The organism is Oleiphilus sp. HI0079 (assembly GCF_001635105.1).
This window is the reverse complement of sequence record NZ_LWFT01000839.1, coordinates 1-7,389: the sequence shown is the minus strand read 5'-3', so window position 1 is coordinate 7,389 and position 7,389 is coordinate 1. Positions and strand designations below refer to the sequence as shown.

Genomic DNA, 7,389 nt, shown 5'->3' with positions numbered 1-7,389 from the left:
TTGAAAGCATGGTGCTCATCGGGGCAAATAGTCTTCCGAGGAATTTTCGGTAGCGTTCATCCTGCGGATTGTTTTCATGTTGATCGTATATTTTTTTTTCTTCTTCTGAACATAACTGAAATCTAGAAGGGACAAATACAAGGTCGCAGTGTTGGCAATGAAGGTAATCTCGAGTTGGGTTTTGTCCTTGCCAATATAGAAGGCAGTCATCGCTGGTGCACAGCGGGCATTTTTCATTATAAAGCAATGACTTGTTATTGTTTTTCATTATCGAAAATCTTCACCTTGGGCGAGCACGAATAGCTATCAATAAATTGATTGTTTTTGGTCGATTTCGAGAATAGTGCCCTAGTTCACTAAAGTGGTAAATAGCTTTTAATTTGCTTCGTGTTTCTTTGTCACTAATTGTAATTTCTAGTACTATGCGCTGCGGTTTCGATACGCAAAGAATAATTAATTTGTGGTCCAAACCTAATAAAAAATTTTTGATAACCGAGCGCTGAGGTGTGTGCAAATGACGATTCGTCAATTTCTAGCTTCTCTTTTGCTTGTAGCCGTGAGTTCATCCGCTGCTGCAGCTTTAGAAAAGAAAAAATTCTGTCTTTATGACCCTGTAGGTAATAACGGCCCTGCTGTTGCGTTTTTCTCAGACTTGACTGCGAAAGGTATGGCTTGGGGCATCGACGTTGAGATCGTTGCTTACACGGATGAGAAAGTAGCGTCTAACGACTTTAAAGCGGGTCTATGTGATGTGGTATTCCTAACAGCGATCTTGAGTCGTCCTTACGTTCCGTTTGGCGGAACTCTTGATGCGCTTGGCGGTATTGTAGACGAAGAAGGTTTGGCGCGTGTTTTGAAAACGTTGACCAACCCGAAATTGTCTCCGTACTTGACGAATGGTAACTACGAAGTGGTTGGTACCCTTCCTGTTGGTTCTGTTTATCTTTTCGTGAACGATCGCGAGATTGATACAGTTGCCGATTTTAGTGGTAAAAAAGTATCTGTTCTTAACGAAGACCCACAAAGCCACAAGTTTGCAGATTTGGCTGGTGCGTCGCCAGTAGGTACTTCGCTTGCAACGTTCTCTGGCCAGTTTAACAATGGCAACATCGATATTCTTCCAATGGTTGCTTTGGGCTATAACGTATTTGAGCTTTACCACGGTCTTGGCGAGAATGGCGGCATCATCGACGAGAAACTTCTTTACGGTATGATGCAGATGATTTCTCACAAAGATCGTTTCAGCCCTGACTTTGGACAGCAGATGCGTGAGTACATTCTTAACCGTCTACCCGATATCAACAAGATGGTGAAAGATGCGGAAGCAGAGATTCCTTCTAAGTACTGGATCAAAACCGACGAGGCAACGAAGGCTGCGCTAGAGAAGTTCCGCGGAGAGATTCGATCTGAGCTTCGTAACGAAGGTGTTCTGGATCCTAAAGCGTTAAGCTTGTTGTGGAAGATCCGTTGTTCTGTAGATCCTTCTCGCGGAGAATGTTCTGCACCTAAAGAAGAGCGTTTCTAAGTTTTACGTAATTCTTGTGAGAAAGCCGGCTTAATAGCCGGCTTTTTTGTTTTTATCTGCGCGGAAAGATTTAGCCGCAGCGCAAAATAAATTATACTTTTCACCCCTTTTTTAAGTGCACATAGGCAGATGTCCGAATCCCTCATCCAGGTTAGTGAGCTTCATTGCGAGCGCGATGATCGCGTCTTATTCGAAGGGCTTTCATTTAATCTTTGCGCAGGGGAGCTCGTACACGTTAAGGGCGTGAATGGCGCTGGTAAAAGCACGCTTTTACGTTGTCTGGCAGGTTTATATAGCGGTTATAGCGGAACGATAGAGCGTTCCCAGATGGCTCGATCGACAAAGTATTTTGGCCATAAAATCAACGTGAAACGGAATCTAACAGCTTCAGAGAATTTGGAGATGTATTCTTTGTTTTGCGAGGCGCGCCAGATTGATAATTTAGGTGCGTTAGCGGAGGTCGGACTCGCTGGGTATGAGCATGTTTTATGCAGCGATATGTCCGAAGGGCAGCGCCGCAGAGTTGCGCTGGCTTCAATCCTCACTTCAGGTTCAAAGGTCTGCCTGCTTGACGAGCCTTTTGCTTCTTTGGATCGTCTAGGTGTTGAATTCTTGGAACAGTTTCTGATTTCGCTAGTAGAGAAAGGTTCTCTGGTTGTGTTTACTAGTCATCATCAGTTTGATGATGAGAGGTTACGCTCTTTGGTCTTAGGGAGCGGTTATGAGTAAGGCGTCATTTGAACGCTCAAGCGTTTTTTTTATACTCAAAAATATTGTCGTTACCGAATTAAGAATGTCATGGCGAAGTAAGCAGGAGCTATTTAATGGGCTGATGTTCTTTGTGATGGTGATCGTACTGTTCCCGCTCGGTGTTGATCCTGGCAAAGACTATTTAAGTGTTAGTGCAGGTGGACTTATTTGGGTCGCGTTTATGCTTAGCCTGCTGCTGTCGGTCGGTCAAATGTTTAAGCAGGATTTCGAGGATGGCACAACGGAACAATGGATTTTATCAGAGCATCCATTATTTCTAATGGTATTGTCTAAAGTGTTTGCGTTGTGGCTCGTAACTTCTTTGCCACTCGTTATAATTAGTCCCCTGTTAGCAGTAATGCTGCATATGGCCGTGGAACAAATTCCCGTTATGTTGTTCACACTATTGATTGGCACGCCGTCTTTGGCGCTAATTGTGAGTATTGGAGCGGCGCTGACAGCCGGCGTCAGAGGTGGCGGGGTTTTACTTATGCTGATTGTTCTTCCGCTTGCAACGCCTGTTTTGATCTTTGCCACAGGAATTCTCAGAGCGTCGGCTGAGGGGTTGCATGTTTCAGGGTTGTTTGCGATTTTGGCGGCGTTACTTGTGCTGTCAATCATTACATGTCCGTTTGCTACTTCTGCTTCGTTGAAAATTGCGGTGGATAACTAAGGCAATGACAGGGTTTCTGGGTGTAAAAATATGACTTGGGCATGGTTTCATAAATTTGGGTCACCAAAGTGGTTGTACGATTTTGCAGAGCGTATACAAAAACCATTGTTGTTCGTAGCGGCCTCAATGATGCTCGGCGGGGCATATTGGGGGCTCTTCTTGGCGCCACCTGATTATCAGCAGGGGGATAGCTTTAGAATCATATACATTCATGTTCCCGCAGCGATTCTTGCGCAGTCGGTCTACATGATGATGGCGACTGCCGCTTTGGTGGGTTTGGTTTGGCGGATGAAAATGAGCGATTACTTTATCGCGTCTGCGGCACCGATCGGGGCGGTCATGACGTTTCTCGCTTTGTTTACTGGCGCTGTTTGGGGAAAACCTACTTGGGGAACATGGTGGGTTTGGGATGCGCGCTTAACCTCAATGCTTCTCTTGTTGTTTCTTTATTTTGGTGTTATCGCGTTGAGAGGTGCAATTGAAAACGATCTCAATCGGGCAAGGGCAACGTATATCTTAGTGTTGGTTGGCGTCGTGAATATTCCGATTATCAAGTATTCAGTAGATTGGTGGAATACTCTGCATCAGCCAGCAACATTTACTTTAACTGAAAAGCCGGCAATGCCAGTTGAGATGTGGCTTCCTCTGCTTGTTATGGTGATAGGTGTGTATGCTTTGTTTGCCTGCCTCGTGCTCTTTCGCCTACAAACTGAGATTCTAGAGCGCGAATACAAGACAAAATGGGTGAAAAAGTTATTACAGGAAAGGTTAGATGTTTGAGTATTTTGACATGGGTGATCACACTTTTTATGTGTGGCTCGCGTATGGTGTAAGTGTATTCGCATTAGTTTTTCTTGGCGTATTGAGTATTAAATCAAAGACCGCCGCGAAGATGAAAGTGCGTAAAAAGATTGATCGGTTAACCAAGCTAAAAGCGAGTAAAGCTCTTGAACCAAAAACGTAAACAACGATTGATGATCGTCGCTTTTCTGACGATTGGTTTTTCAATTGTCGTCGGACTGGCGATGTACGCTTTGAGTGAAAACATAAACCTTTTTTATAACCCAACACAGATTGCCGATGGTGAGGCGCCTGTGGGAGCGAAGATTAGAGCAGGCGGTATGGTGAAAGAAGGTTCAGTGGGGCGCGACGAGGGCTCCTTGGCCGTTAAATTTGTTTTGACAGATTTCAGTTCAGAGGTCGATGTTGAGTACACAGGCATTCTTCCCGATTTATTTCGTGAGGGACAAGGCATTGTTGCTCTAGGGCGAATTAATGAAAATCGAGTGCTGATTGCAGAAGAAGTGCTCGCAAAACATGATGAAAACTATATGCCGCCCGAAGTGGCGGAAGCGCTCGAGAAGTCGGGGCATAGTGTTTATGGCGAAAAAATCGATGATGAGAGTGCGCCTTCATCCGAGAATAGTTATTCGGGAGGTTACTAATCATGTTGCCTGAGCTTGGTCACTTTACTCTAATACTGGGATTGATGTTTGCCCTTGTCCAAAGTGTTTTGCCGCTATACGGCGTCGCGCGCCGCTCGCCGGTATGGATGGAAACGGGCCGGTTTTTTGCCACAGGGCAATTTGTCTTTATTGCTGTTTCGTTCGTATGCTTGGCGATTGCTTTTCTGCAAGACGATTTTAGCGTCAAATATGTTGCAGGCCATTCGAATACCTTGCTACCCGATGTGTATAAAGTCAGCGCCGTCTGGGGAGGTCATGAAGGCTCCCTGCTTCTCTGGGCACTCACGTTAGCGGGGTGGACGATGGCTGTGGTTTTATTCAGTCGTCAGCTCCCGCGCGAGATGTTGGCTCGGGTATTAGCTGTTATGGGAATGATCAGCGTAGGTTTCTTATTGTTTATCCTGCTCACGTCTAATCCGTTTGCCCGGACTTTCCCGCATGTGCCTATGGAAGGTAGCGATCTCAACCCACTATTGCAGGACTTTGGGCTCATTGTTCATCCGCCGATGCTCTACATGGGATATGTCGGGTTTTCTGTTGCTTTTGCTTTCGCCATCGCTGCCTTGATGGGAGGGCGTTTGGATAGCGCTTGGGCTAAATGGTCGCGACCTTGGACCATAACGGCCTGGGGGTTTCTCACGCTAGGTATTGCATTAGGAAGTTGGTGGGCGTATTACGAGCTTGGTTGGGGCGGATGGTGGTTTTGGGATCCTGTTGAAAACGCTTCCTTTATGCCGTGGTTAGTTGGTACGGCGCTTATGCACTCCTTAGCCGTAACTGAAAAGCGCGGAGCATTTAAAAGCTGGACTATTTTTCTCGCCATTATCGCGTTTTCCTTAAGTTTACTGGGTACGTTTTTGGTACGTTCGGGCGTACTCACGTCTGTTCATGCGTTTGCGTCGGATCCGAGTCGAGGGCAGTTTGTACTTGGACTCTTAGCCATAACCATTATTAGCTCATTGTTGCTTTATGCTTGGCGAGCGCCTGATCTCGTTGGTAAATCAGAACATCAACTGCTCTCACGAGAGAGCTTTCTCCTCGCGAACAATATCATTCTTGTTGTTGCATGGATAACCGTCATGCTTGGCACACTTTATCCCTTGGTGCTTGATTTTATTGGTGCAGGTAAATTGTCTATTGGGCCTCCTTACTTCAATGCTGTCTTCGCTCCGTTAATGGCGATCTTAGCGTTGTTCTTGGGTTTTGGTCTTCTCTCTCAATGGAAGAGAACGCCTGTCGCTCAATTCAATCAGCAAATTCGTAAATTTGCCGTCATTAGCGTTGCTGCAGCCACCGTACTGACTTTAGTAACTGGTTACGAGTGGGATTGGTTTACCTGGGTTGCGGTATTGCTCGGCGTTTGGATCATCGTGGTGAGTGCATCCGATGTTTATCGCCGCTGCGCGGCTAAACAGGGTAGTTTGAGAGCGAAGTTGTCCCTCGGTCGGTCATATTATGCAATGCTTTTCGGTCATATTGGTTTTGCGTTTATGGTGATTGGAGCGGTGGTTGTTTCGATGCATTCAATCGAGCGCGATGTCCGCATCGTGGCTGGTCAGATGGTGACCCTCGGTGATTACCAACTGATGTTTGATAGTGAGGAAAAGATTCGCGGACCAAATTATGAAGCGACGAGGGTGAACGTACGGGTGCTTCGGGATAATAGTTTGGTGAGCGTGTTGAGCCCGGAAAAACGCGTCTATTTTTCTCAATCCAGCCCAATGACCGAGGCAGGGATTGATCCAGGGTTCTGGCGCGATATCTATGTGGCTATCGGCGAAGAACTGGGTGAAGGCGCATGGGCTGTGCGAGTCCAGTATAAGCCTTTAGTGCGATGGATTTGGCTAGGCGCTATCTTCATGTTTATTGCTGGATGCATTGCCGTATCCGACAAACGTTACCGTTATCACATAACCAAGTCTAAATCCGCAGACATTACTGGCAACCTAGAGGTTGCAAAATAAGAGTCGTATGAATTCAAGATTAGTATATATCACCCCTCTCGTTTTAGCGGTTGGCTTGGGACTCATTCTTTACACTGCTTTGGGAAAAGATCCAAACAAACTCGAAACTGCAAGGTTAAACGACCCCATTCCCGAGTTTGAGTTGTCCGTCCTTGAGGATCAGGGGCTTAAAGTGAATCAAGACGCGCTAAAAGGTCGGCCTTCTCTTTTGAACGTTTGGGCGACATGGTGCCCTTCCTGTCGAACCGAGCACCCATATTTAATCAGGCTTGCTAATAAAGGCGTACCCATCATTGGTTTGAATTATAAAGACGATCGGTCTAAGGCCAATCAATGGCTGGTAGAGCTTGGCGACCCTTATTCTTTGAATATATATGATCCAAAGGGTTCGTTTGGTTTCGATCTTGGCGTCTATGGAGCGCCAGAAACATATCTTGTGGATAAAGACGGGATCGTTCGGTATCGCCATGTTGGTGAAGTGAATCAGCGCATCTGGGAAGCACAAATTGAGCCGCGTTATCGCGAGCTACTTGGGAAGTAAGGAGTATCTCTTGCCTCATATCATGGTCTTCGCATGTTTGTTGTCGCTTTCGTTTTTAACGCAGTCGTCAAGTATCGACGTCTTCGAATTCAGCAGTGATGAAAACCGCCAATCCTACAAAGAATTGACCCGAGAATTACGGTGCCCCAAATGTCAAAACCAGGATATCGCGGATTCCAATGCCCCCATTGCTAAGGATATGCGTGTGCAGGTTCATCGACTCGTAGAAGACGGAAAAACCTCAGACGAAGTCGTGAATTATATGATTGAGCGGTTTGGTGACTTTGTTACGTATAAGCCCAAAGTCAGCACAGAGACCTATCTACTTTGGTATGGGCCTTGGGTTTTTATTGTCCTTGGCGCTCTCGTCATCTTGTTAGTCTCTCGCCGCAAAAAAAGCCCCAGCGAGGTTGAGAAAACCAAACAAAACTCGGGGTCTTCGAGAGGCAATTCAGTTGCAGAGTTATTAG

General features: G+C 46.1%; 9 protein-coding genes and 1 pseudogene. 9 read left to right on the top strand and 1 reads right to left on the bottom strand.

The window, feature by feature from the left end:
* A pseudogene (locus A3750_RS26920) lies at window positions 1–268 on the bottom strand (methyltransferase); the annotation flags it as partial.
* 246 nt (window positions 269–514) lie between these two features.
* Between A3750_RS26920 and A3750_RS15690 the strand changes: the two are divergent.
* From A3750_RS15690 to A3750_RS15650, 9 genes are all read left to right on the top strand, one after another.
* Window positions 515–1,525 carry a putative solute-binding protein gene (locus A3750_RS15690; RefSeq protein WP_068453359.1) on the top strand — a complete coding sequence of 337 codons (1,011 nt, stop codon included), beginning with the start codon at window positions 515–517 and terminating at the stop codon, window positions 1,523–1,525.
* A 129-nt stretch (window positions 1,526–1,654) separates the two neighbouring features.
* The gene (gene ccmA / locus A3750_RS15685) at window positions 1,655–2,254 is read left to right on the top strand and encodes a heme ABC exporter ATP-binding protein CcmA (RefSeq protein WP_068453361.1); all 600 of its coding nucleotides are present in this window, start codon (window positions 1,655–1,657) and stop codon (window positions 2,252–2,254) included.
* A complete protein-coding gene (ccmB, locus tag A3750_RS15680) occupies window positions 2,247–2,948 on the top strand; it encodes a heme exporter protein CcmB (protein ID WP_068453363.1) in 702 nt (233 codons plus the stop codon). The genes ccmA and ccmB overlap by 8 nt, the downstream gene beginning before the upstream one ends.
* 30 nt (window positions 2,949–2,978) lie before the next feature.
* On the top strand, window positions 2,979–3,728 hold the full coding sequence (locus A3750_RS15675) for a heme ABC transporter permease (protein ID WP_068453365.1): 750 nt from the start codon (window positions 2,979–2,981) through the stop codon (window positions 3,726–3,728).
* Window positions 3,721–3,912, top strand: a complete 192-nt coding sequence (gene ccmD / locus A3750_RS15670; protein ID WP_068453367.1) for a heme exporter protein CcmD — start codon at window positions 3,721–3,723, stop codon at window positions 3,910–3,912. Before A3750_RS15675 ends, ccmD begins: the two co-directional genes overlap by 8 nt.
* A complete protein-coding gene (ccmE, locus tag A3750_RS15665) occupies window positions 3,896–4,393 on the top strand; it encodes a cytochrome c maturation protein CcmE (protein WP_068453369.1) in 498 nt (165 codons plus the stop codon). Before ccmD ends, ccmE begins: the two co-directional genes overlap by 17 nt.
* Before the next feature lie 2 nt (window positions 4,394–4,395).
* A complete protein-coding gene (locus A3750_RS15660) occupies window positions 4,396–6,378 on the top strand; it encodes a heme lyase CcmF/NrfE family subunit (RefSeq protein ID WP_068453371.1) in 1,983 nt (660 codons plus the stop codon).
* Between the two features lie 7 nt (window positions 6,379–6,385).
* Window positions 6,386–6,919 (top strand): DsbE family thiol:disulfide interchange protein, encoded by a 534-nt coding sequence (locus A3750_RS15655; RefSeq protein WP_068453373.1) that lies wholly within the window; start codon window positions 6,386–6,388, stop codon window positions 6,917–6,919.
* Between the two features lie 10 nt (window positions 6,920–6,929).
* Window positions 6,930–7,389 (top strand): cytochrome c-type biogenesis protein (locus A3750_RS15650; protein ID WP_231871845.1); only part of this gene is annotated, 460 nt, incomplete at its 3' end.